Origin of the sequence: Stutzerimonas stutzeri (assembly GCF_038561965.1) — a bacterium.
GTDB lineage: Bacteria > Pseudomonadota > Gammaproteobacteria > Pseudomonadales > Pseudomonadaceae > Stutzerimonas > Stutzerimonas stutzeri_AA.
This window is the reverse complement of the sequence record NZ_CP139348.1, coordinates 2,737,870-2,759,943: the sequence shown is the minus strand read 5'-3', so window position 1 is coordinate 2,759,943 and position 22,074 is coordinate 2,737,870. Positions and strand designations below refer to the sequence as shown.

At 64.5% G+C, this 22,074-nt stretch carries 16 protein-coding genes; 2 read left to right on the top strand and 14 right to left on the bottom strand.

All coding sequences use genetic code 11. From position 1 onward, the window contains the following. Positions 1-6: 6 nt before the first annotated feature. On the bottom strand, positions 7-2,994 hold the full coding sequence (locus SM130_RS12430) for a PAS domain-containing protein (protein ID WP_102825737.1): 2,988 nt from the start codon (positions 2,992-2,994) through the stop codon (positions 7-9). Positions 2,995-3,196: 202 nt separating this feature from the next. On the opposite strand from SM130_RS12430, the gene SM130_RS12425 reads away from it, so the two are divergent. After that, entirely contained in the window at positions 3,197-5,161 is a 1,965-nt protein-coding gene (locus tag SM130_RS12425) for a DEAD/DEAH box helicase (RefSeq protein WP_102825738.1), read from the top strand. Positions 5,162-5,164: 3 nt separating this feature from the next. Here the strand turns inward: SM130_RS12425 and SM130_RS12420 are convergent, their stop codons facing one another. From SM130_RS12420 to SM130_RS12400, 5 genes are all read right to left on the bottom strand, one after another. After that, positions 5,165-6,886, bottom strand: a complete 1,722-nt coding sequence (locus SM130_RS12420) for a bifunctional protein-serine/threonine kinase/phosphatase (protein ID WP_256044900.1) — start codon at positions 6,884-6,886, stop codon at positions 5,165-5,167. 59 nt (positions 6,887-6,945) lie between these two features. Continuing rightward, complete coding sequence (locus SM130_RS12415) at positions 6,946-7,758, bottom strand: formate/nitrite transporter family protein (RefSeq protein WP_102825740.1); 813 nt, start codon at positions 7,756-7,758, stop codon at positions 6,946-6,948. Between the two features lie 175 nt (positions 7,759-7,933). After that, positions 7,934-8,317 (bottom strand): nitrite reductase small subunit NirD, encoded by a 384-nt coding sequence (nirD, locus tag SM130_RS12410; RefSeq protein ID WP_102825741.1) that lies wholly within the window; start codon positions 8,315-8,317, stop codon positions 7,934-7,936. Then, complete coding sequence (gene nirB / locus SM130_RS12405) at positions 8,317-10,875, bottom strand: nitrite reductase large subunit NirB (protein WP_102825742.1); 2,559 nt, start codon at positions 10,873-10,875, stop codon at positions 8,317-8,319. Before nirB ends, nirD begins: the two co-directional genes overlap by 1 nt. Before the next feature lie 446 nt (positions 10,876-11,321). Then, positions 11,322-12,080 carry an SIR2 family NAD-dependent protein deacylase gene (locus SM130_RS12400; RefSeq protein ID WP_102825743.1) on the bottom strand — a complete coding sequence of 253 codons (759 nt, stop codon included), beginning with the start codon at positions 12,078-12,080 and terminating at the stop codon, positions 11,322-11,324. 226 nt (positions 12,081-12,306) lie between these two features. Here SM130_RS12400 and SM130_RS12395 point away from each other — a divergent pair, with 226 nt between their 5' ends. Next, on the top strand, positions 12,307-13,644 hold the full coding sequence (locus tag SM130_RS12395; protein WP_102825744.1) for a coproporphyrinogen III oxidase: 1,338 nt from the start codon (positions 12,307-12,309) through the stop codon (positions 13,642-13,644). Positions 13,645-13,656: 12 nt separating this feature from the next. Here the strand turns inward: SM130_RS12395 and SM130_RS12390 are convergent, their stop codons facing one another. The 8 genes from SM130_RS12390 to SM130_RS12355 are packed head-to-tail and all read right to left on the bottom strand — an operon-like array spanning position 13,657 to position 22,073. Beyond that, entirely contained in the window at positions 13,657-15,153 is a 1,497-nt protein-coding gene (locus SM130_RS12390) for a methyl-accepting chemotaxis protein (protein WP_102825745.1), read from the bottom strand. A gap of 30 nt (positions 15,154-15,183) precedes the next feature. Then, entirely contained in the window at positions 15,184-16,473 is a 1,290-nt protein-coding gene (locus SM130_RS12385; protein WP_102825746.1) for an SAM-dependent methyltransferase, read from the bottom strand. Continuing rightward, the gene (locus tag SM130_RS12380; protein ID WP_181019280.1) at positions 16,460-17,260 is read right to left on the bottom strand and encodes a DUF1365 domain-containing protein; all 801 of its coding nucleotides are present in this window, start codon (positions 17,258-17,260) and stop codon (positions 16,460-16,462) included. Before SM130_RS12380 ends, SM130_RS12385 begins: the two co-directional genes overlap by 14 nt. An 11-nt stretch (positions 17,261-17,271) precedes the next feature. Further along, positions 17,272-18,519: an NAD(P)/FAD-dependent oxidoreductase gene (locus SM130_RS12375; RefSeq protein WP_102825748.1), complete on the bottom strand. Its 1,248-nt coding sequence runs from the start codon at positions 18,517-18,519 to the stop codon at positions 17,272-17,274. 2 nt (positions 18,520-18,521) lie between these two features. Then, complete coding sequence (locus SM130_RS12370; protein WP_102825749.1) at positions 18,522-19,289, bottom strand: SDR family NAD(P)-dependent oxidoreductase; 768 nt, start codon at positions 19,287-19,289, stop codon at positions 18,522-18,524. Next, on the bottom strand, positions 19,286-19,714 hold the full coding sequence (locus SM130_RS12365) for a nuclear transport factor 2 family protein (RefSeq protein WP_102825750.1): 429 nt from the start codon (positions 19,712-19,714) through the stop codon (positions 19,286-19,288). Before SM130_RS12365 ends, SM130_RS12370 begins: the two co-directional genes overlap by 4 nt. Further along, positions 19,711-21,141 (bottom strand): deoxyribodipyrimidine photo-lyase, encoded by a 1,431-nt coding sequence (gene phrB / locus SM130_RS12360; RefSeq protein WP_102825751.1) that lies wholly within the window; start codon positions 21,139-21,141, stop codon positions 19,711-19,713. The genes SM130_RS12365 and phrB overlap by 4 nt, the downstream gene beginning before the upstream one ends. Next, on the bottom strand, positions 21,138-22,073 hold the full coding sequence (locus SM130_RS12355) for a MerR family transcriptional regulator (RefSeq protein WP_102825752.1): 936 nt from the start codon (positions 22,071-22,073) through the stop codon (positions 21,138-21,140). Before SM130_RS12355 ends, phrB begins: the two co-directional genes overlap by 4 nt. Position 22,074: the final 1 nt, after the last annotated feature.

The following is a 22,074-nucleotide window of genomic DNA, read 5'->3' as shown; positions in this document are numbered from 1 at the left end:
CTGCGCTCAGGCCTGGCCGATGCTCAGCTGTTCGACGGCATCGAGCAGCTGGTGCTGGTTGAACGGCTTGGCTAGCCGTCGCAGCGGCACTGCGGGGGTCGCCGAGGGCAGCTCGGCATAGCCGGACACCAGCAGGATCGGCAAGTGCGGGCGAGTTTCCCGGATGATCGCGGCCAGTTGCACGCCACTCATCAGCGGCATCGCGTGGTCGGTGATGAGCACGTCGATCTGGTTGGTCTGCAACAGGTCCAGCGCCTCGCCGCCCGAGCGTGCCGTCAGAACACGATGACCAGCCGCTTCGAGCATGCCGGCGGTGCCGAACAGCACCAGCTCGTCATCGTCGACGGCTAGCAGCGTCAGGGGGTTGAGGGCCTGGCGCTGACTGTCATCGGGTGTCGCGCTGCGCGCTGGCGCATCTTCGTCATTGTCCAGTGCCGGTAGCCAGATTTCGGCGGTGGTGCCCGAGCCAGGGGCGCTACGCAATACCAGCCGCCCGCCGGACTGCTCCGCGAGCCCGTGCACCATGGAAAGTCCGAGCCCGGTGCCCTTGCCGACGCCCTTGGTGGTGAAGAACGGCTCGACGGCGCGCTTGAGTGTTCCTTCGTCCATGCCCGTGCCGCTGTCGCTGAGGTCGAGACGAATGTAGCGCCCTGCCGGCAGACCGTTCTGCTCGCTGGACAGCGAGAGTTCCTCTGCGCCGATGTAGATGCGCCCTTCACCAGCCATGGCGTCACGTGCATTGGCGGCGAGGTTGAGCAGAGCGGTTTCCAGTTGGTTGGGGTCGGTCTTGACCCGTGCGAGTCGCTGTGGCAGCTCGATCTCCAGCTGAATGGTCGGGCCGAGCGAGCTGAGCAGCAGCGGCTGCATGCCTTCGATCAACTGGCACAGGTCGATCGGCGTCTTGTACAGTTCCTGCTTACGCGCGAACGAGAGCATGCGTGCGGTGAGCGAGGCGCCGCGTTCGGCACCGGCGCGGGCGTTGTCCACCAGGCGCAACAGCGCGGCGTCGGCCGGCATGCGCCGGCGCAGCAGCTCCAGGCTGCCGAGCACCGCCATCAGCAGATTGTTGAAGTCGTGGGCGATGCCACCGGTTAGGTTGCCCAACGCTTCCATCTTGTGCAGTTGCTGCAGCGTCTGTTCGGTGGCGACGCGTTCGCTGATATCCAGCGCCTCCGGGACCAGTGCGACGATTTCGCCGTCCTCGCCAAGCACCGGGCGCATGGAGAAATCGAAGGTGCGCCTGCCGCCCGGCATATTCAGGCTCATGGTCACATGCTCGGTGGCACCTGCCGCGACGCGCTGCGTCATGGCCTTGATTGTTTCCGCCATGCCGGGGGTGGCGGTGAACCAGGGCGACTCCCAGAAGGGCGTGCCGGCCAGTTGGTGGAAGCGCGCGCCGATACCGGCCAGTGCCGTGGCGTTGACGTAGAGAATCGAGCCGTCAGGGGCCAGCATCGCCTTGTACAGATGAGAGGTTTCCAGCACCGCGCGAATATTGGCTTCGCTGCGTGCCAGCGCTGCAGTGCGCTCCGCCACCTTGGCTTCCAGCTCTACCAGAAAGCACTGCTCGCGCTGGCGGACCGCTGCCGCCGAGCGCACGCGCTCGATATGTGCCCAGGAGCGGTCGGTGACTTCCGAGAGCAGGGCCAGCTCAGCGTCGGTCCACACATGCGGTAGCCGATCATGCATTGCCATCAACGCCGTCAGGCGGCCAGCCTTGACCAACGGCAGGCAGACGGTCGCAGCAATGTCGAGTTGCTGGAACGCGGCGGCTTCGTGCGGCGGCAGCTGTGCACAATGATCCTGAATGACAAAGGCTTGGCCGGCGCGCAGCTTGTCGACCGCCAGCGTGCCGAAGTCCGCTAGGCGATAGCGCCCGAGAATGCTGACGCATCCCGGCGCGGCCCAGTCGCCGCGGATGGTGAAGCCATCCTGGTCGGGGTCCATGTCGGCATAGGCGCAGCTCGACAGACTCAGATGCTCGCCGAGCATCTGAGTGGTAATCGCCAGGATGGCGTCGGCATCGGTGCTGCGCGCGGTTTCGCGGGCCAGCGCATCGAGAAAGCGCAGGCGCTGTTCGTTTTCGCGCAGCGCCTGTTCGGCGCGAGCGCGCTCGGTGACGTCGTTGCCCTCGACGAAGATGCCGCTGACATTGCCGTCGATGCCGGTCACCGGCTGGAATACGAAATCCAGCACGCGCTCTTCCTCGGCTTCCCCCAGGGTGCGCTGCAGGCCAACACGGATACCGGAGCCGACGAAGGCTTCGCCTGTGCGGTACACCCGGTCGAGAATATCGATGAAACCCTGACGTTCGACCTCCGGCAGCGCTTCACGCACCGGCTTGCCGACGACCTCACGCTCGCCCACTACCCGCAGATAGGCCGGGTTGGCCATCTCGAAGACATGTTCCGGGCCACGCAGCATGGCCATGAGCCCGGGCGCCTGTTCGAACATCTGTTGCAGGCGTGCTTGCTGCCCTTGCAGCTCGCGTTCGGCCAGTACCCGCTCGGTGGTTTCCACCACCAGCGCGATCACGCCGGCTGGCCGCGCCTGCTCGTCCAGCACAGGTGAGTAATCCAGATTCATCCATGCCCGTGCTGGGCGGCCGTTTCGGTGCAGCTCCAGCTCCTGATCCTTGTAGGACAGCGTCCCTCCGGCCAGCACGATCCGCATCGCGTTGGCCGAGAATTCAGCCGCTTCAGGCCAGCCTTTGCAGACATCCGAGCCAAGCAGATGCGGATGGCGATTGCCCGCAAGCGAAGCGTAGGCATCGTTGTAGATCATGATGCCGGTTTCGCCCCAGAGCACCACCATCGGGGTCGGCGAGTGCAGCAGCAAGGCGGTGACGGTTTTCAGGCTCGATGGCCAGCCCTCCAGCGGTCCCAACGCGGTGTGCGACCAGTCGAAGCGCCGAATGAGCGCGCCGAGTTCGCTACCAACCGGCAGAAACAGGTGGCGGGTGTCGTGGCATGGGGGGTTGGCTGCTGGGGCCATCAGTAGCGGTCCATATCCGGTGTAAAGGAGGCAGGTGAGCAGATGAGCGCTGGTTCAGCTCCGACAGCTGTTTGCCGAGGAAGTCGTGCGGGTCAAGCAAGTGATTGCCATCTCCGTTTGCTGCTGTTCGTCCTTGCAGCGGCCAGAGTACTGGGAAAAACCCGTACCATATCAACGATATGCATGTTCACGGTGATTTCCGATGTTTTCTGCCGTCAAGCGCTACAGATCCCTCGTCGCGGGAGTATTGAAGCGCTGTTTTCCACGTACCTCGGCCCATCTGCGCGAAGAGGATGAGCTGTTGTTTCGTCGCTGGGGCAGTGCGCCCAGCAAGACGAACAAGGCCGCGGTCCCCAAGCGCAAGGGCAACCCTGCAGCCAAAACCAAGGACAAGTCCGAGGGGGCGGCACGCGCTGCCGGCAAGCCGCGCAAGACGGCAGCGCAAGGTATTTACGCAGCGGCACAGCTTAAGGTCGATGACGCTCAGGTTCAGGCCATGCGTGATCGCGTGGGCCAGGCGGTGGCGGCCGGTGTCATCAGCGCGCCGTCGGACGAACAGTGGGCGATGATCCTCAGCCGCAGCCCGGTGACGCGAATCTTCGCCGGCGCTGGGTCCGGCAAGTCAACCACCTTGCTGTTGCGGGTGGTGTTCATGCTCTGCCACATGGGCGTCGAGCCAGGACGCTTGACCGTCATCTCGTTCACCAATGCCTCTTGCGCGCAGCTGCGCGAACAGTTGGTGCGCGTGCTGGGCTTCTGGCAGGTGCCGTTCGATGCACAGCAGGCGCGCCAGTGCGTACGCACCTTTCATTCGGGCATGGCGCAGTTGGCGCGTGAGGTGCTGGCCCGACCGGTGTGGTTCGAGCAGCTGGACGACAAGGCCGCCGCGGCGGACGAGCCCGACAACCCGCTGGCCAATGCACGTCTGCGGCCGGCGCAATTGCGCCTGCTCAAACAGGCCTATCAGCAGTGTTACGCCGAACAAGCGCCATTCCGCGAACGGGTGCACCGGTTGCTCGATCTACCCGTGCCGCCGACCGAAGCCGAGCAGGGCAAGCGCGCCGCGCCGAAAGCGCCAGCCGATACCTTCGCCCTGGCCGGTGAGTTCACGCCGCTGCCGCTGTATGAGGCCTTCCATGCCCAGGCGGGCTTCATCGAGAGCATCGGCATTCGCATCGATCAGCTGCAACCGGGCAAGCTGCAGTGCGCGGCGCGCGAACGGGATTTCGTCGAAGCGCTGGTGAGTTTCCATGGCTACTTCCAGGCCGTGCTGCGTGAGCAGGGGCTGATGACCTTCAATGAGGCGTTCCAACAACTCACCGAGCGGCTGGGCTCAGGCAAGGATGTGCCTGAGGCCAGTCTCGCGGCGTTCGAGCATCTCTTGATCGACGAATTCCAAGACATTTCCCCGCAGATCGTCCAATGGCTGCAAGCGTTGCATCGCCAGTTGGCGCGACAGAAGCGCAGCCCAAGCCTGATGGCCATCGGTGACGACTGGCAGTCGATCTATGGCTGGCGCGGCAGTTCGCCCGAACTGTTCATCGACTTCGACAAGTATTTCCCGCGGCGCGGCGCAAAGGGCAGTGAAACATTGCTACTGGAAACCAACTACCGCTCCATCGAACCGGTGATTCGCGATGGCGAGGCGGTGCTGGCCGGGGTTAGGTTCAAGCAGGCCAAGACCAGCCGGCCATGCAAACCGACGCAGCCCGGCGACCATGGGGTAAAGCTGGTCACCGGTTTCGAGCTGAACAAGGGCCTGCCGACGCTGATCGAGGCGATCACCGCGCAATGTGCCCATGTGGCCGAGCGGCAAAGCCGCGAACGCACCGCGGTGCTGCTGCTCAGCCGGCGCAACGAGCCGCTGCGCACTATTCAGGCGCAGCTGGACCGCAAGCTGCCGGTCAAGGCTTACACCATCCACCGCGCCAAGGGTTTGCAGGCCGAAGTGGCGATCATCGTCGACGATTGCGCGCCGGTGCAGCCACACCCGTTGCGCAATGCGCTGTATGCCTACTCGGGTTTCTTCCGCAACAGCTATGACCAGGCCATGGCCGATGAGAGTTTGCGCCTGGGCTATGTGGCGATCACCCGCGGCGTCAGCCGGGTGTTCTGGTATACGCGCAAGGCCCAGGGCGCCACCGAGTGCCTGGCGCGGCGCGGCTAGCCGTCAACGCAACAGCAGCGTGACGACTGTCACCGCCAATAGCAGCGACAACCCTTTCCAGAACAGCAGCGGATTGCGCTCCAGCAACGGCGGGCGGGCGCGGTTGAGAAATGCCGGGTTGGGCTGGCGCAGCTCGAAGACGAACTCCGACAGCTCGGCGTAGCGCCGCGCCGGATCGGGATGCAGCGCCTTGCCCAGCACTTCGTCGATCCACGCCGGGATATCGCGTTGTGCATGGCGTAGCGGCTGATAGCAAAGACGCTTTTGTACTGCTCTGGTGCGCGCTCTGGCGACGTCGGCACCATAGGGCAAGCGACCGCTGAGCATCTGGTAGGCAATCACCGCGAGAGAGAACTGGTCCGAGCGCGGCGTGCCGGCTTCGCCGAGAAAATATTCCGGTGCGGTATAGGCCGCGGTGCCGAGCAGGTTGTCCTGTGTACCTGACGCGTTGCGCTCGGCCAGCCCGGCGACACGGGTCGAGCCGAAATCGATGATCTTCAGCGTACCGGTGGCGTCGATCATCAGGTTCTGCGGGCGCAGGTCCTGATGCAGCATTTCCAGGCGGTGAAAAGCACGCAGGCCGCGGGCGATCTGCTCGACGACGCCGCGCACGGTTTCCAGGTCCGGCTGTGGGTGGTCGAGCATCCATTGCGTCAGCGTCTGGCCGTCGATGAATTCGCTGACCGTATAGAGGTAGCGCCGCTGCCGCGGTGGCGGGCAGGCCTTGAGCACGTGGGGGTTGTCGAGGCGCCGGGCAATCCATTCTTCCAGCAGGAAGCGCTCCAGATAGGCGGAGTCGCCACGCAGGTCGAGCGAGGGCGTCTTCAGCACCACCGTGGCGCCGCTGGTTTCATCGACGGCCAGGTGCACATGGCTGCGGCTGCTGACATGCAGTTCGCGGACGATGCGGTAGCCATCGAACTGCATGCGTGGCTCCAGCAGCGGCGGCGACGCCAGTTCACCGAGCTGCCGCTGCACATCGTCGACGGCCTGCTCCGGCAGGCTATCGATGCGTACCAGTTGTGCGGTGAGGTTGTCGTCGCTGCCGTTGGCCAGTGCCCGCTCGATGATCAGTCGCGCCGCCAGGTTGAGCTCGTCGCCATGCTCGGCAACGAGCTGCACCACGTCCCGTGCGGCGATGTGCTCGTAGACGCCATCGGTGGCGAGCAGGAACAGATCACCGACGGCCAGCGGCAGGCTGCGGTAGTCGATCTCCAGGTGCCGGTCGATGCCCAGTGCGCGGCCGAGGTAGCTGGTGTCCGCCGACACTCGCACGCGGTGATCTTCGGTCAGTTGCTCCAAGTCGCCGTCGCGCAATCGATAGATGCGCGCATCGCCGACGTGGAACAGGTGCGCGCTAGCGGACTTGAGCACCAGCGCGCTGAAAGTGCAGACATAGCCGCGGTCGCGGTCATAGCGGTGCGGGCTGTGGCGGGTCTGCGCATGCAGCCAGGAGTTGATCGCCACCAGCACCCGCTGCGCCGATTGCTTCACCGACCAGGCGTCGGAGGTGCAGAAGTAGTCGGAAAGAAAGCTCGCCACCGCGGTTTCGCTGGCGACATGACTGACCTCGCTGCTGCTGATGCCATCGGCCAGCGCGATGGCGATGCCCTTGCTGGCGAGTTGGGCGTCGGTGGGCACGCAGGCGCCGTGAAAGTCCTGGTTGGTCGGCTTGCGCCCGCGGTCCGAATGCTGGCCGAGGGAAATGGCGAGTTGGCTGGGCATCTTCATTTGCGCAAAAGCCCCGGCGCGCATGCGAGCCGGGGCCTTCGTTAACTCCAGGGTCAGTAGACGGTGCGCTTGGGGGCGGTGCGCACGTGGGTGGTGTAGAGCGTCAACCCGGTGAAGGCCAGGCCGCCGACCAGGTTGCCCAAGGCGGTGGGGATCTCGTTCCAGAGCATGTAGTCCATCACCGAGAAGTCGCCGCCCATGATCATCGCCGAGGGGAACAGAAACATGTTCACCACCGAATGCTCAAAGCCCATGAAGAAGAACAGCATGATCGGCATCCACATGGCGATGACCTTGCCGCTGACCGAGGTGGAGATCATCGCGCCGACCACGCCCATCGAGACCATCCAGTTACACAGCATGCCGCGCAGGAAAATGGTCGCCCAGCCTGCCGCGCCGAACTCGGCGTAACCCAGGGTGCGGTCCTCACCGATGTGCGAGATTTTTTCGCCGATCGGCCCCGGGTCGGTGGAGAAGCCCATGGTGAAGACGAAAGCCATCATGAAGGCGACCACCAGCGCCCCGGCGAAGTTGCCGAGAAACACCCAACCCCAGTTGCGCAGAATGCCACTGACGGTCACGCCAGGACGGCGGTCGAGCAGGGCCAGCGGGGTGAGCATGAACACGCCGGTCAGCAGGTCGAAGCCCATCAGGTAAAGCATGATGAAACCCACCGGGAACAGCATCGCGCCAACCAGCGGCGAACCGGTCTGCACGGTCACGGCAATTGCGAACACCGCGGCGAGGGAGAGGATGGCGCCAGCCATGAAGGCACGGATCAGCGTGTCGCGGGTGGACATGAAGATCTTCGATTCGCCGGCGTCCACCATCTTGGTGACGAACTCGGCGGGGACTATGTAGGACATGGCGGATTCTCTTTAATTGGCAATCAAGGGCCGTCCCGGCGGTCGTACCGGGGCCTGGCTGAGCGTTGTTGTGATCGAGGCGTTAGGCGTTGCTTAAGGTTCGTTCGCGGTCAAGACCGCTCCCACGGGCTCAGCACCGGTGTGGGAGTGGTTGCAATCGTGAGTAAACGGGGACTCAGCCGACGGCGATCTGCACCTCGTCGCCGGCCAGGCGTACCGGCCAGACGCGCAGGCTTTGCTCGGGGTATTCCATGCAGCTGCCATCGGCGAGGCGGAAATGCTGCTTGTACAGCGGCGATGCGATCACCAGCTCACCCTTGATGTTGCCAACGATGCCGCGGCCGATCACGTTGGCGCCGGATTTGGGGTCGCGGTTGTCGACGGCGAACAGCTGGTCGCCTTCGGCATTGTCGGGCAGGTGGAACAGCGCGACCTGAGCGCCTTCGTGCCAGGCCACCACACCGGAGTTGGCGACCAGATCATGCCGGCTGCACAGCGCCTGCCATGCCGCTGGCGCGGTGGAACGGGAGTCGAGACGAACAACGTTGGACTGGCTCATCAGAGCGCCTCCTGGGTGAGGGGAATCAGGTGAAGTTCGCTGGCGCGCACCGGCCGACGCTGGCCACGCTCCTTGACGAAGTGGATGTCCGGGTCGCCGCGCTGATCATTGACGAAGGTGCGGAAGCGCTTGAGCTTCTCCGGGTCGTTGATGGCGTTGGCCCATTCGCATTCGTAGCTGTCGACGACGTGCTGCATCTGGCTTTCCAGTTCGGCGGCAAGGCCCAGGCTGTCATCGAGGACCACGGCCTTCAGGTAGTCGAGACCGCCTTCCAGGCTTTCGCGCCAGACCGAGGTGCGTTGCAGCTTGTCCGCGGTGCGCACGTAGAACATCAGCACGCGGTCGATGGTGCGGATCAGCGCTTCGTCGTCGAGGTCGGTGGCGAACAGCTCGGCATGCCGCGGGCGCATACCACCGTTACCGCAGACATAGAGGTTCCAGCCCTTGTCGGTGGCGATCACGCCGATGTCCTTGCTCTGCGCCTCGGCGCATTCGCGGGTGCAACCGGATACGGCGAACTTGATCTTGTGCGGCGCACGCAGGCCCTTGTAGCGATCCTCCAGGCGCAGCGCCATGCCGACGCTGTCCTGCACGCCGTAGCGGCACCAGGTGCTGCCGACACAGGATTTCACCGTGCGCAGGGATTTGCCGTAGGCATGGCCGGTCTCGAAGCCGGCGGCGATCAGCTCGCCCCAGATGTCCGGCAGCTCGTGCAGCTGGGCGCCGAACAGGTCGATGCGCTGGCCGCCAGTGATCTTGGTGTAGAGATCGTATTTCTTCGCCACCTGGCCGATGGCGATCAGCCCTTCAGGTGTTACCTCACCACCCGGAATACGCGGCACTACTGAGTAGGTGCCGTTCTTCTGCATGTTGGCCATGAAGGTGTCGTTGGTGTCCTGCAGCGGAATCAGCGCCGGATCGGTGATCGGCTGGTTCCAGCAGGAGGCGAGAATCGAGCCCACCGTCGGCTTGCAGATGTCGCAGCCGACATGCCCGCGGCCGTGCTTGATCATCAGTTCGGTGAAGCTCTGGATGCCCTCGACGCGGACGATGCCGTAGAGCTCCTGGCGGGTGTAGGCGAAGTGTTCGCACAGGCTCTTGTCCACCGCCACGCCGCGCGCGGCCAGTTCGGCATCGAACACCAGCTTGAGCAGGGCATTGCAGCCACCGCAGCCGGTGGCCGCCTTGGTTGCCGCCTTGAGTTCGCCGAGATCGGTGACGCCGGCGTCGACCTGGCAGCACACCGCGCCCTTGCTGACGTTGTGGCAGGAACAGATGGTTGCGCTGGCTGGCAGCGCGTCCGGGCCAAGGGTCGGAGCGCCCTCGGTCTGCGGCAGTATCAGCGCGGACGGGTCGGCCGGCAGCTTGATGCCGTTCTGCGCGTACTGCAGCAAGGTGTCGTAATAGCTGTTGTCACCGACCAGCACCGCGCCGAGCACAGTCTTGCCGTCGGCCGAGACCACCAGGCGGCGGTAGCTGGCGCTGGCCTCGTCGATGAAGCGGTAGCTGCGCGCGCCCGGCGTGGCACCGTGGGCATCGCCGATGGAACCGACGTCGACGCCGAGCAGCTTGAGCTTGGTCGACATGTCGGCGCCGTAGAAGGGCTCGTGCGGCTCGTCGGCCAGCTGCGCGGCGGCACTGCGCGCCATGCTATAGCCCGGTGCCACAAGGCCGAACACGCTGCCGTTCCAGCTGGCGCACTCGCCGATGGCGAAGATCGCCGGGTCAGAGGTGCGGCATTCGCTATCGATCACGATGCCGCCGCGCGGGGCGATGTCCAGCTCTGCAGCGCGGCCAAGGGCATCCTGCGGGCGGATGCCGGCGGAAAACACGATCAGGTCGGTTTCGAGGAATTCGCCGTCGGTGAAGTTCATCCGCCAGGCGTAATCCTCACCGGCGACGATCTCCTGGGTGGCGCGCGACAGATGCACGCCAACGCCGAGCGACTCGATACGCGCCTTCAGCGCCGCGCCGCCTTCGTCGTCCAGCTGAACCGGCATCAGGCGCGGGGCGAACTCGACCACGTGGGCTTCAAGCCCCAGGGACTTCAGCGCGTTGGCTGCTTCCAGGCCGAGCAGGCCACCACCGACCACGACGCCACGCGTGGCGTTGGTGGCGGCAGCGCGGATGGCGTCGAGATCATCGAGGGTGCGGTAGACCAGTCGCGCGCTGCCTTCGGCACCGGTGATCGGTGGCACGAAGGGGTAGGAGCCGGTGGCAAGGATCAGCTGGTCGTACGGCTGACGGCCAGCGCTGGTGACGACTTCCTTGCGCTCGCGGTCGATGCCCAGCACCTGCACGCCCAGATGGGTGTAGACGCCGTGGCTGGCATAGTAATCAGCCTCGCACATGGCCAGCGACTCGGCATCGCGGCCGCCGAAATACTCGGACAGGTGCACGCGGTCGTAGGCGCGCTGGCGCTCCTCGCCGAATACGTGCAGCTCGTAGCGGGTGAGGGCGCCGCGCTCGATCAGCTGTTCGATGCAATGGTGACCGACCATGCCGTTGCCGACGATGACCAGTTTTTCGTGCGTGAGCGGAGTGACGGTAGAACTCATGGCCTTTCCTCAGTCGAGCTGCTGCGGCACGTGGCCGGCAAAACGCAAAAAGGCGCCTGGAGCTGGTATCAGCTCCAGGCGCCTTTGCCTGGTAATTAGTGGTGTGTGGGGTGGTCGGTCAGGCCTCGTTGCCTGCTACACCCGGTCCCGCGCCTGTTGGCTTGACGGTCTCCGCTGACCGTCTGGGACGCCCTGCCGCGAGGCGGCAGGTGTTGCCAGGGTGATTGCAGGTTGTATGCCAGCTTGTCCACTAGCGTGGATTTGCGGCTGTAAGTCGCGCGATTGCGCGGCGTTACGCGGTGTTGGTTGCCTGGACGCTGAGCAAATCAGCCTCCGTAACTGCGAGCTGAGCGCGGCAGGCTTGAACCAGAACAGTGCGGCGGTGCAATCGCGCTCCCCGCTTTGGGGCGATCAAGCCCCGCGGCAGGGAAGGAAATGCCTCTGCATCAGGCGCCAAACGCCGCGCGGAGCAATTCGGGCAGTGCCTCGCCGGCGGGCAGGGCGAGCAGGTGTTCGCGAACGCCACTCGTAGCCTCGCCCTGTGGATTGATATGCACCACGGTGGCACCGGCCTCCAATGCCAGATGTGGTACCTGAGCCGCGGGATAGACCACACCGGAGGTGCCGACCGACAGCAGCAGGTCGCATTCGCCGGCTGCCTGGAACGCCGCGTTCAGCGCAGCGGCCGGCAGGTTCTCACCGAACCAGACCACCCCAGGGCGCAGCCGTCCGCCGCAATGGCTGCAGCGGGGCGGTTCCACACGGCGGCCGCCTTCGGGCTCGTCGGCAGCCGGCAGCGGATCGGTCGGCACGCGGGCGCAGGCGAAGCAGCGCGGCTGATGCAGGCTGCCGTGCAGGTGGATCACGTCCTGGCTGCCGGCGCGTTCGTGCAGGTCATCGACGTTCTGCGTGATCAGCGTCAGCTGCGGTACATGGCGCGCCAGTTCGGCGATGGCCAGATGGGCGGGATTGGGCTGAGCCTGGAGCACGCGCATCCGTCGCCATTCGTACCAGCCCCAGACCAGTGCCGGATCGCGGCGAAAGGCGTTCAGTGTGGCCAGCTCGGCTGGATCGAAACGCTCCCACAAGCCGGTGAGCGCGTCGCGAAAAGTCGGGATACCGCTCTCGGCAGAAACCCCGGCGCCGGTGAATACGACGACATGGCGCGCTGAACGCAACGTAGACAATAAAGAGTCGGGAATCACGAGCAGCTCCGTTCGATAGGGGTCCGGCTATCAATATCACCGTGCAGGCAGATTTTCCAAAGTCTGCCGCCGGGGCAAGCGGGCCATCCAGCATGCTCGCGTCGAATTTCTGACCGTCCGGCCGGCCGCTCGCGCCATCTGTCACCTACTTGACGGGGGTCAACGCCGTCGGCAGCGGCTCGCGGATGATGCCCGCTAAAGCGATATTCGATGCCGGGAGGCTCTTATGCTTGGCTCAGTGACCTGGGATGACGCCCTGGTACAACGCTACGGGCAGATTGGGCAACAACAATGCACGTATCCGTCTGCGGTCGATTTCACCGACCGAATTGCGCCGTTGGACCTGCTGCGCGCGCTGCGGCAAAGCCGCCGTGCCGGTCGCCCGTTGTCGATAGCCATCCACCAGCCCGGTGGCGTCGAACTGGCGCCAGGCGAGGCCGCGGACTATCAGCTACGTCTGGAGCGCGAGATCGAGCAGCTCGGTTGCCATGTCGGGCCGATGCAGCAGGTCCAGCAGCTGCGGCTGAGTGTCGGCAGCCTGGGAATCGAGGCGCTGCGAAGACTGGTGACGCAGCTCAAAGCGCGTTTCAACTTCGTCGATCCCCGTGCCGGAAGCTTTCTTGCCGAGGTGGAGTTGGCCCATGTCGACTGGCCGCTGATCGGCGCGCTGCATGAGCTCGGCTTCAATCAGCTCAGCGTAGCGGTGCCGGACTTGCGCGCCGATGATGGCGGCACGGTCGAATACTTCCGCAGTTCGGCACGCATTCGCGCGGTGATTGAAGCTGCCCATGCGCTGCACTACCGCTCGGTTAACCTCGATCTCGGCTACGGCCGCTCCTGGCAGACGCCTGCAAGCTTTGCGCGCAAGCTGGCGTCGATCATCGAGCTGGCACCCGACCAGGTCACGATGTTCGACTACCGCGACGCAGCGCCGCTCGCCTCGTCCGGCCCGACGCGCCTCGGCCTGGCCTCGGTCGCCGACACCCTGGCGATGTACCGCTACGGCGTCGAACAGCTTGGCGCCGCTGGCTATCGCTATATAGGCCTGGGCAAGTTCGTCCTGCCGCACGACGACCTGGCGATGGCCCAGGAGATCGGTGCGCTGTACCACGACATACATGGCTACACCCTGCATGGCGACTGCGACCACCTGGGGTTCGGTGCCGGCGCAATCAGTCGGGTCGGGGCGCTGTATTGCCAGAACACCAGCAGTGCGCAGGTCTATCAGCAAACGCTGGACCAGGATCAGTTACCCAGCGCCTATGGCCTACACGCCGACCACGTCGACCTGCTGCATCGGATGTTGCTCGAGAGTCTGCGCTGCAGCTTCGCGCTGGATTTCGACACGCTTACCGCGAACAGCGGCGTGGATATGCCGCAGCGCTATGCGCCGCATTGGCCTGCGCTGGAGCACCTGCATGCACAAGGTGTGATCGTGCTGGAAGAGGGTGGGCTGAGCATTCCGTCGCATGCGCGGCTGTTGCTGCCGGCGGTCTGCGCGGCCTTCGAGCAACCCAGCGCCATGGCCGTTGGTCATTCGGCCGGCCATGGCAGGCACGGTTGACGCCGCACCGCTTTACTGCACGGTAAAGCGGCCGCTCAGGCTACCGAGGCGGCCAGCCAGTTCGTGCAATTGGCGCCCGTCGTGGTCGAGTTCGCTGGCGTCACCCGCGTTACGTTCGGCAACCTGCTGAACGCTCTGCAGATGGCGGCCCATGTCGGCTGAAACTGCGGTCTGCTCGTGGGTCGCCGCGGCGATCATCTCGTTCATCTGACTGATGCCCTCGATTTCGCTGGCAATGGCATCCAGCAGAGCAGTGGTGTCCTGGCTGCTGTTGACGCAACGGGCAACACTGTCGCGGCTGTTCTGCATCGCTTCGGTGGCCTTGCGGCTGCCTTGCTGCAGGCGGCTGATGATGCCCTGGATCTCGGTGGTGGAAGCTGCGGTCTTCTGGGCCAGGTTGCGCACCTCATCGGCGACCACGGCAAAGCCACGACCCTGCTCGCCGGCCCGGGCGGCCTCGATAGCAGCATTGAGCGCGAGCAGGTTGGTCTGTTCGGCGATGGTGCGGATCACCTCTAGCACGCGGTCAATCTGTTCGGATTGCGCGGCAAGATCCTGAACAACACGATCAGTGCCTTCGATGTGCTCGGCGAGCGTACCGATTTCGCTGCGCACGGTGCTGACTGCGCTGCGGCCCTGGCCGGCTTTCTGGCTCGCGCCCTGCGCGGCCTGGGCAGCGCGGTCGGCATGACCGGCGACGTCGTCGATTGCCACTGTCATCTGCTGCATGGCTTCGACCATATAGGCGGTTTCATCCAGCTGGCGGCTGGCGCCGTCGCGCAGCTGGCGGGTGGCCTGGCTGAGGTTGGCAGCGGTGCCGCCCAACCCGGCGGTATCCCGTATCACGGCGCCGACCAGTTCACCCAACTGGTCGAGCAACTGATTGAAGCGCTGAGTGACCGGCCCGCTGGCCTTGCTGCGGTAGCTCAGGTCGATGCGTTCGGGATGGGCGGTGATGGCCGCTGCCGCCCCGAGCAACGCTTCGCCTTCACGGGCTTCGGCGGCGGCGCGGATCGCCAGGTAGATCAGAATTGCGCTTTCCAGCACCACGTAGAACGCGTGCAGAAACACTTCGCCCCAGTTGCCATCAGGCATCAGGAACACGCCGCTGCCCTGTTGCTGGAGGGCGAAAAAGCTCAGGTGGTGTACCGCAATGGTTGCTGCTGCGACCACGATTGGCAGCCAGTCGCGGTAGTACACCAGGAATGCCAGCAGGGCGAAGATGCCGAAGTGCATTTCCAGCATGCCGTGCGCCTGGTTGATATGCAGCGCGGACAGCACCATGAACGCGGCGCCGATCACGCAACGCAATAAACGCTGACCCGGAATCAGCAGGTGAAGCGCCGTTACCGCGACAGCCGTGAGCCCGCCGATGACGAACGCCTGGGCCCAGGTGCCATAGAACGCCCCAATCGCGAAGGAATAGGCAACCAAAAACCAGATGACGCCCAGCATGATGCGATCGGCCTTAAGGTAATGCGCTTGCAGCGTGACGCTTTCGGTGTTCATGAAGTACTCCGGGTGGAATGGCGCATCGTGTTATCGGGTATCGCAGGCGGCGCTTGACCCGGCATAGAGCGGTTTCCGACGAGCGCCCGGTTTGGCCAGCAGCAGCTGTGCGGTGCCGATGGCACGCTCGAGAAAGCCGCCCTCGCAGTAGCACAGGTAGAACTCCCAGAGCCGGTAGAAGTAATCGTCGTACCCATGCCGTTCCAGCTCGCTGCGCGCGCGGCGAAAGTTCTCGTGCCAGAGCCGCAGGGTGCGCGCGTAGTGCGTGCCGAAGTCCTCCATGTGCAGCAGGTTCATGTCCGTGTCCTGGGACACCACGCTGAGCATGCGTTGCAGCGAGGGCAGGGCGCCGCCGGGGAAGATGTAGCGCTGGATGAAGTCGACGTTGCGTCGCGCCTGCGCGTAGCGCTGGTCGCGCATGGTGATCGCCTGCAGCAGCATCAGGCCGTCATCCTTGAGCAAGTGCGCGCATTGGCGGAAGTAGGTCGGCAGGAAGTCGTGGCCCACCGCTTCGATCATTTCGATGGAAACGAGCTTGTCGAACTGACCGTCGAGATCACGGTAATCCTTGAGCAGCAGGGTGATGCGATCCTGCAGGCCCTGCTTCTCGATGCGTTGCTGGGTATAGGCGAACTGCTCGCGTGACAGCGTCGTGGTGGTCACTCGGCAGCCGTAGCGGGCCGCGGCATACAGCGCCATGCTGCCCCAGCCGGTGCCGATTTCCAGCAGATGGTCGTCAGGTTGCAGGTCGAGCTTCTCGCAGATGCGCTCCAGCTTGTGCAGCTGGGCCTGTTCCAGATCCTGCTCGGGGCTGGCGAACATGGCCGCCGAGTACATCATGGTCGGGTCGAGAAATTGTTCGAACAGCTCGTTGCCAAGGTCGTAGTGCGCGGCGATGTTGCGTTGCGAGCCGGCGCGGGTGTTGCGGTTGAGCCAGTGCAGTGCCTTGATCACCGGTTGACCGAACAGTGCCAGGCTGCCGCGCTCGATGCTGTCGAGTACGTCGAGGTTGGCGACGAACAGGCGGATCACCGCGGTCAGGTCCGGGCTGTGCCAGTAGCCATGGATATACGCTTCGCCGGCGCCGATAGAGCCTCGGGCGGCAATCAAACCCCAGGCCGCGCCGTCGACGATGTGGATCTCGGCCTTCAGCGGGCTCGCCAGATCACCGAACAGCTGGGACTCACCGCCGAATTGCAGGGTGAGCTGGCCATGGCGCAGTTTTTCCAGCTGACGCAGTACGGTGCGGCGCAGCAATCCGCTGGCCAGCCCCATGCCAACCAGCGGATGGGCTTTGACGCTCAGGCTAGGGCTCTTCATGGCGGGCTCCGGATGTGTGATCGATGGCCAGCCCATAAGAGGTTGTAGCGGGCTGATGGGTGAAAATCGGGGTGCGCTTGAGCAACAGCCGCACGGCTTGCCAGTAGATGGCGAGTAGGGTCTTGGCAGTCATCCAGGGGAAACTGAGCAGGTAGCGGTGCACGGCGCCGGCATTCAGCGCCTGGCGTTCCAGGCCGAGGGTCGCGTCGAACAGCTTCTGCTCGCCTTGCCAGTCCTCCATGTGCACGCCGATGCGCCGTCCCGGTGGGTTGAAGCGCATGCGGTATTCCAGCTCCCCGGGCAGAAACGGCGAGACGTGGAAGGTCTTGGCTACCGAACAACGCAGGTTGCGATTGCCACTGGCCGGCAGCACGTAGTGGTATCGCTCGCGCCAGGGCGTATTGCTGACTTCGCAGAGCACGGCAGCCAGCTGTTCCTGCTCGTCGAAGCAATAGAAGAAACTGACCGGGTTGAAGCAAAGGCCCCAGCTGCGCGGTTGGGTCAGCAGGCGCACGGCGCCGGTGACCGGCCGCCCGAGCGCCTCGCTGACGCGCTGGCGTACCGCATCGGCCAGTGATATGCCGCGGCCGGTGTATTCCGGCAGGTAGTCGCGCTCACGGAAGGAGAACGCGGCAAAGCGGGCGCGCCCGCTCAGCGGCGAAAGCCCGAGCACGGCGTCCTGTTCCGCCAGGTCGAGGTACAGCAGCCCCATGCGGTAGGCAAAGGCGTGGGCGCGTGGGGCGAAGCGCCGATGCTGCACCCAGCCGCAGTACAGCGCGCTGTGCACGATGGGGCTGGTCACAGCGATTCTCCGAAGGCATTCGCCACGCGCAGCGCGCTGACCACACCGTCCTCATGAAAGCCGTTGCCCCAGTAGGCGCCGCAGAAATAACTGTGGTTCGCGCCCTGCAGTTCGTCGGCGCGCGCCTGGGCAGCGATGCCGGCCACGCTGTATTGCGGGTGATCGTAGGAAAAGCAGGCGAGGATCTGTTCCGGGTCGATGGCTTCGGTCTGGTTGAGGCTGACGCAGAAGGTCTCCGGGGCATCGATACCCTGCAGAATGTTCATGTTGTAGGTGACAGCCGCCAGCTGTTCGTTCGGACCGCCAAGGCGGTAATTCCAGCTGGCCCAGGCACGCTGGCGTTTGGGTAGCAGGCGGGTGTCCGTGTGCAGCACCACGTCGTTACTGGCGTAGCCGATGGCGCCGAGGATTTCGCGCTCCGGCTTGCTCGGCTCAGCCAGCAGACCCAGCGCCTGATTGCTATGGCAGGCAAAAACAACCTTGTCGAAGCGCTCGGCTCCCGCCGGGCTATGGATCGTCACGCCGTACTCGTCGCGCAGCACTTCGAATACCGGGCAGTTGAGACGTATGTGTTGGCTGAATCCCTTGGTCAGCGGCGATACATAGGCGCTGGAGCCTCCCTCGACGACGTACCACTGCGGACGTTCGCGCACCGACAGCAGGCCATGGTTCTTGAAGAAGCGGATGAAGAATTCCAGCGGGAATTCCAGCATGTCGGTCAGCGACATCGACCAGATTGCCGCGCCCATCGGCACGATGTAGTGGTCGATGAAGCGCTGGCTGTAGCGCCCGAGCTGCAGGTAGTTGCCCAGCGTGACATGGGTGCCGATGCGGCCGTTGTGGTAGTCGTCCAGCGCTTCGCGATTGAAGCGCAGGATGTCGCGGATCATGCCCCAGAAGGGCGGCGAGAACAGGTTGCTGCGCTGGGCGAACAGGGTGTTCAGATCATGCCCGTTGTATTCCACGCCGCTGAACGGATCGCTGACCGAGAAGCTCATTTCGGTCGGCTTGTAGCGCACCCCGAGCTGGCCCAGCAGCTTGATGAAGTTAGGGTACGTCCAGTCGTTGAAGACGATGAACCCGGTGTCGACGGCATAGTCACGGCCGTGCAGGCGGAAATCTACCGTATGGGTATGTCCGCCGATCCAGCTGGCCGATTCGAATACCGCAACCTGATGTTTGCGAGAAAGCAGGTGCGCACAGGTGAGGCCGGCAATACCGCTGCCGATGATGGCGATCTTCATGGTTAACCTTCCTTGAGGGGCGTGCGCGCCATTCGCCGGCCCAGGGCGAACTGCAGGCGTGCGGGCAGAAGTGAAAGCAGGCGCAGCGCGGCAATGAACAGCGCTGGGAATCCGATGTGCAGCGGGCGCCGGTCCAGGCTCCGCACGATCTGCCGCGCGGCCTTGTCGACCGGCCAGCTCAGCGGCATCGGGAAGTCGTTGCGACGGGTCAGCGGCGTATCGACGAATCCCGGACTGACGAGGGTGACGTCGATTCCTTCAGCGGCCAGATCCAGGCGCAGCGATTCGAGCAGGTAGCGCAAGGCCGCCTTGGATGCGCCGTAGGCGCCGGCCCGTGGCAGTGGTAGCCAGGTCACCGAACTGCTGATGCCGACCAGATGAGGTCGCACCCCCCGGCGCAGCAGGGGCAATGCCGCCTCGATGCAGTAGCCGACCGAGATCAGGTTGGCCTGCACCACGCGCTCGAGCAGCGCCGCCTCGAAGTGCTGGGCATCGATGTATTCGCAGGTGCCGGCGTTCAGAATCACGCCGTCCAGCGCACCCCATTGCCCTTCGATAGCAGCGCCAATGGCGCGCACCTGGGCGCTGTCGGTGAGATCACCCGGCAGTGCCAAAACCCGGTCCGGATAGCGTCGGGCGAAAGCCTGCAAGGGCTCGGCGCGGCGTGCCGAAAGCGCCAGGCAATGCCCCTCAGCCAACAATTGGTGCGCCAGTTCCTGGCCAATTCCGCTGCTGGCACCCGTCAGCCAGATTCGCCGTGAGAGGTTCATGCAAGCCTCCGCTGCAGCCAGCGAATGGCTGAGCCGAGCACCGGCACGTGCTGGTAGAGCAGGGCGCCGGCATCGAAGTAGTCGCGGTGACGGACGACCTTGCCTTCGCCGTTCCAGCGCAGCAGCGAGCAGCCTTCGAGGCTGATCAGCCCGCCACCGTTCAGGCGTGGGTGGCGGTAGCTCATGACCCAGCGCAGATAGCCCTGGCCCTCGCATACCTCGTCGTGACTGATGAACTCGAAATGCAGGTGTTCGACGTTTGCGTAAAGCTCGCTGAAATAGTGCTCCAGTTCGACCAGGCCGCAGATCTCATGCAATGGGTCGGTGAAATGTACGTCGGGGCTGTAGAGGTCGCGAAGCCGCTCGAGATTGCTTGCATCGAGGCTGGCGAAATCGGCAGCAAAGCTGTGCAGGAAGCTGCTCATGGACGCAGCTCCGCCAGGTTGCGGAACGCAGCCAGGGCTCGGGCCCGGGTTTCGCCGAGATCGACGATGGGCTTTGGGTAATCCGCTGCGCCGAAAAGGCTGCGCTGTGCCGATGGGTTATGCACGTCGCTCTTGTTCAGGTGCTGCAGTTCCGGCAGCCAGCGTCGCAGAAACTGGCCGTCCGGGTCGAAGCGCTGCGACTGGCTGATCGGATTGAACAGCCGGAAGTAGGGCACCGAGTCGGTGCCGGTGGAGGCGCTCCATTGCCAGCCGCCGTTGTTGGCGGCCAGATCACCGTCGATCAGCTGGCGCATGAACCAGCGCTCGCCCTCACGCCAGTCGATGAGCAGGTTCTTGCTGAGAAACATGGCGACCACCATGCGCAGGCGATTGTGCATCCAGCCGGTTGCTTTCAGCTGACGCATGGCCGCGTCGATGATCGGAAAGCCGGTGCGGCCTTCTTGCCATGCTTTCAGTTCGTTGCTTGCCCGACGCCACGGCAGCGCTTCGGTTTCGGCGCGGAAGGCGCGGTGCATCGATACGCGCGGGTAGCCCACCAGAATATGGTTGTAGAACTCGCGCCAGAGCAGTTCGTTGATCCAGGTGGTCGCGCCTGTGCTGCCGCTGTCCAGTTCGCCCTGGTTATATCCAAGCGCCGCGTGCAGGCACTGGCGGATGGAAATCACTCCGGCCGCAAGATACGGCGACAGCTGGCTGGTGCCGGGCTCGGCGGGCAGGTCGCGACGATGGTGATATTGGTTCAGATCGTCTTCGACGAACGATGCCAAGCGTCGCTGAGCGAAGGCCTCGCCGGCCGGCCAGAGGGCGCGCAGATAATCACTGGGTCGGGCGAACCCTGACGCTTCGCCAGGAACCGGGTCGCTGCTGATGTGCATAGGGAGCTGCGCCGCCGGCACGCCTTTGCACGGCGGCAGCGACATGCTCAACCGTGCCAGGCAAGCCCTGCGGAACTGGCCGAAAACCTTGAAATAGCTCCCCGACTGGGTCAGTACGCTGCCCGGTGCGAACAGCAGACGATCAAGGTGCCCGAGCACGCTGATGCCAGCGTTCTCCAGCCGCGTCGTCACCGCTTGATCGCGGCGTTGCTCATTGACCCCGTACTCGTCGTTGTAATGCACCCGCTGCAGCTGGTGTTCGCGGCATACCGTCAGCAGCATCTCGGGCACTGCCTGCCAGTCGTCCACTTCGCGGATCAGCACTGGCACGTTCAGCGCCTGCAGTTGTGCCGACAGCTGGGCCAGGTTGCGCAGCCAGAAGTCCACTTTGCACGGGGCATCGTCATGGGCCAGCCACTGGCCGGGCGTGATCAGGTAAAGCGCGACGGTAGGACCGGCAGCCATGGCGGCGCAGAGGGCGGGGTTGTCGCTCGTGCGCAGGTCGGTGCGCAACCAGAGTAGTTGGCTCATGCTCCACGCCCCTCGCTACCGGGTAGCAGCCCGGCATCGTGCAGCTGTTGCAGGGCCGCGAGCGGGTCCCCGGCGAGCATCAGGCGGTGGTGTCGTTGCAATTCAGGCGCGTGGATATGTACCGCCGGGCCGGCCATGACCAGCGGAGCGACGCTTTGCTCGACTAGACGCGGGAGATCACGTTGCAGGCAAGTGCCGAGCAGACTATTGCTGGCATACAAAAGTATGGCGCGCGGCCGGATACGCTGCGCCGCAAGGTCGAGTTCATTGAGTGGCACCGGCCATTCGATGATTTCTACAGGGCAGTCGGTACTGGAGACGAGCCAGGCAGTCAGCCAGAGTCCCGGCGCAAAGGACTCGTCATCAAGATTGGCCAGTAGCAACGGCCGACCGGCCTGTTGCCGGTTGTTGAAGTAAATGCGCGTAGCCAGCTTGCTGCGCAGCCAGGAGTGAAACAGCACCCGTTCCAGCGCCGCGCCGTACTGACCTTGCCAGCGCTGCTCCAGCGCGTCGAGCAAGGGTTGCACCAGGTGCTGGCACAGCGTCCGTGGCGGATAAAGTGCCATGGCCCGGTTGAAGGTGTCGTCCAGGCGTCGCTCGCTCAGGCGGTCGATGGCCTGCAGCAGCTCTTCGAGCAGCTCGGACCATTGATTCTGCTGCGGCAGTTCCGGCGGCGTGGAGGTATCGAGCAGCGGCTTGATCTGGCTGACGGCCACGCCGCGGTTGAGCCAGGTGAGGATGTCACGGACGCGCTGGATGTGCGCTTGTTCGTAGAGTCGATGGCCCTTGGGCGTACGCAACGGCACGATCAGCCCGTAGCGACGTTCCCAGGCCCGCAGGGTTACAGCGTTGACGCCGGTAACGCGCGCCACTTCGCGGATCGGCAGCAGGCCGTCGGCGGTCAGCTGCGCCAGGTCCGGTTGTTCATTCATG